This is a genomic window from Roseomonas sp. BN140053 (assembly GCF_047690175.1).
Classification (GTDB): domain Bacteria; phylum Pseudomonadota; class Alphaproteobacteria; order Acetobacterales; family Acetobacteraceae; genus Roseomonas.
In genome coordinates this window covers 1-3,159 of sequence record NZ_JBLLEB010000081.1, presented here as the reverse complement: position 1 = coordinate 3,159, position 3,159 = coordinate 1, and the positions used below count along the sequence as shown (strand labels likewise).

The 3,159-nt window shown below is 61.2% G+C and carries 3 protein-coding genes and 1 pseudogene; all 4 read left to right on the top strand.

The window, feature by feature from the left end:
- Positions 1-107, top strand: a pseudogene (locus ACLIBK_RS25420) (IS630 family transposase); the annotation flags it as partial.
- A gap of 118 nt (positions 108-225) precedes the next feature.
- Entirely contained in the window at positions 226-435 is a 210-nt protein-coding gene (locus ACLIBK_RS25415; protein WP_415390094.1) for a hypothetical protein, read from the top strand.
- A complete protein-coding gene (locus ACLIBK_RS25410) occupies positions 410-1,363 on the top strand; it encodes an IS5 family transposase (RefSeq protein ID WP_415390093.1) in 954 nt (317 codons plus the stop codon). The genes ACLIBK_RS25415 and ACLIBK_RS25410 overlap by 26 nt, the downstream gene beginning before the upstream one ends.
- 390 nt (positions 1,364-1,753) lie before the next feature.
- Positions 1,754-3,159: O-antigen ligase family protein (locus ACLIBK_RS25405; protein ID WP_415390092.1), on the top strand; the 1,406-nt coding region annotated here is incomplete at its 3' end.

Sequence of the window (3,159 nt, the reverse complement as noted above, 5' to 3'; positions counted from 1 at the left end):
CCCGCACCATCCCGGACCTCTGGGCCGCCATCGCCGATGCGCTCCCGCAGTTCACGCCCGCCGAGTGCGCCAACTACTTCACCGCGTGCGGATATGAGCCGGAATGACCGGAAACTGCTCTAGTCAGGATGCCTGCCTGTCTGTCTGCTCGGGTGTGAAGCCTCGACGTGCTCGAACCCTGGTGAAATCAGTTCTGCCGAACAATTTTGCTCCGGTGAAAACCCCATGCAGACACGAACTCTCCGGATCGTCGCCATCATCCGCTTGGTCGGCATTATTGTTTCTGGCTTGCTGAGCTTTCTCGTGTCCGGCCGCACCGTGGTGAACGTGGTTCTCCCGACCTCGGCCGCGACTGGCGCAATGGAGGACGAGATCGGCGTTGTTGCGGAAAGCTCGTGGGTGATGGGCCATGAGGAAGGATGCGACGGGGGCTGAGCGGCCGAGGAAGCGGTATCGCGTGCGGAACTTGCGCGAGTATGACCGGAGCCTAATCGCCCGCGGCGACCTGACTGTCTGGCTATCGCCGGACCTAGCCTGGCATGCGCCGGCGGGCACGGGCAAGCGGGGCCGGCCGCCGGTGTTCAGCGACGCCGCGATCCAGTGCGCGCTGACGCTGAAGGTGCTGTTCCAGCTGCCGCTGCGGGCGGCCCAGGGCTTGGTGGGAAGCCTGATCCGCCTGGCCGGGCTCGGGTGGCCGGTGCCGCACTTCAGCACCCTCTCGCGCCGGCAGCAGGCGCTGACCGTGGTCATTCCTTACCGCGCCCGAGGTGAGCCGCTGCATCTCGTCGTGGACAGCAGCGGGCTCAAAGTGCTGGGCGAAGGGGAGTGGAAGGTCAGGAGGCATGGTGCCGACCGTCGCCGCATCTGGCGCAAGGTGCACCTGGCGGTTGATGCAGACAGTCACGAGATCCGGGCTGTCGAGATGACCGACCACCGGCACGGCGATGGCGAGATTCTGCCCGATCTGCTGGCGCAGGTGCCGCAAGGGGAGCAGATCGCCTCCGTTGGCGGAGATGGGGCCTACGACACCCGCACGGCCTACGCGGCCGCAGCGGCCCGTAACGCGGACCTGCTCGTGCCACCCCGGCGCAACGGCAAACCTTGGAAGACGCCGGCCCGAGGAGCATGCGAGCGCAACGAGACCCTGCGTGCCGTTCGGCACTTCGGCCGGCGGCTCTGGAAGCGCTGGAGCGGCTACCATCGCCGCAGCCTGGCCGAGACAGCGATGTCACGCATCAAACGCCTCGGCGAGCGGCTCGCGGCACATGATCCCGCCCGCCAAGTGGCTGAGGTGCAGATCCGCTGCGCCATCCTCAACACCTACAACCGGATCGGTATGCCCAACACCGTCGCTGTCGCCTGACCAAACCAGAATGGAGGGGCAGTCGTGCTCTTCACCCGAATTGCGCAACAGGGCCACGAGATCTATCAGTGGCGCCCGGTAACCATCGGGGAAGGTGGATTTATCATGGGTTACGACAGCGACCCAACCGGCACCATCCGCATTGTCCGCACCGACGTATACGGCGCTTACAGGTGGTTGGCAGACCAGAACCGATGGGTGGAGCTCCTGACCAGCGCGAGCATGTCCGCGGCCGATAGGGTGGTGTCAGAGCCTTTGAGAAATGACTGAACTGGGAGTAAGTTGGGATATTTCCTTTGCTTCGGCGCATGGAGTGAGTGGTGTGTGCTCTCATCCTCCGGTAATGTGGAGACTCCGCGCTTTGCGGGAGATCTCCCGTGCACCAGTCCCGTGTGGCTGACAGAGTCGCTGGAGGAATCATTGCTGGGCACTCGTTACCTTGAGCTTGCAGGAAAAATCAGCGCTGCCGTACTATTCCTTCTGATCATGGTTGCATGCGCCTGGGACGCGCATGCTGTTCTTCTCGGCACCGTCGACATCGCGAGCGCGAGTGCTGGGGAGGGTGATCTGGCCAAGCAGGTTTGCTTGCTGCTGCTGTTTGCCGCCACGCTGTTCGCCATCATCCTTCGAGGCGACGTGCGGCTGTTCCTGGCACCCCCGGTGATTTTTCTTCCATTGCTGGGTTGGTGCTGGTTGAGCCTGCTATGGGCGATCGACCCCGGGGCCGCATTGAGGCGCATTGGCCTCACGACCGTGGTTGTCCTGACAGTCAGCTATTCTGTCCAGCTAATGTCGTTTCGTCGCAGCATGAACGTGTTGTCAGCGGCTCTCTGCTGCATCCTGTTGATTAACTGGATTGCTGTGGCGCTATTTCCGCTCGCAATCCACCAGTCCGATGAGATGGATCAAGCGTTGATCGGAAGCTGGCGCGGCATCCACAAGGAGAAGAACGAGGCTGGGGCAGTTCTCGCATTGTGTCTCATAATCTTTATCCATGAAACCTTCAGGTTTCGATCATACCTGGGCGGTCTTGTGCTCGTTTTTTTGTCCACGGCCTTCCTTTACCAAACGCATTCCAAGACCTCGGGCGCCGTCGCCTTGGTGGCCTTAGTTATCGGAGCGCTTTCGCGCTGGAGCTACCACAATCCCAAGCTGCGGCAGGGACTCGCGATAGTCATATTGGCTGGTATCGCAATGGCCGCTCCATTCACTCGCGACCTCGTAGAGGCTCAGCTACGCATCCTGGAGGATCCTGCGTCCTTCACCGGTCGAACTCAGGTCTGGCCTGTTTTGCTTGACTTTTTCTCTGACCATCCACTGCTTGGGGCGGGTTATGGTTCTTTCTGGGCGATCGGCTTTGATAGCCCTGTGTTTCAGTACGGTTCCGGCTGGGTGACGACCATCTTCCTGGCGCACAACGGCTACCTTGACCTTTTGGTCCAGATTGGCGCAATCGGGCTGGGAATAGCCGTGACATGCTTGGTCATCTATCCCTTCTACGTGTTGTTCTGCAGACCTCTCCCATCGTCGGCGTCGAGAACGCTGATCTGTGCTGTTCTTGCTTTCGGCTGTCTTCGTGATCTGCTGGAGACGACTCTCCTTGACCGAGCCAATCCCACATGGGTGGTGATGGTTCTAATGTACGCCCTTTTATTCAAGGGACAGGTCGATGCGCAGCTAGAGCAGATTCCGAGCGAACCGAATCAGAGGGCTTGCCCGGCTCGGGGGCAATCTGATTCAAGCTGCTGGCTGGGGTTGGAGGCCAGCGGCGATGGCGAAGACCTTGTCGGAGGACC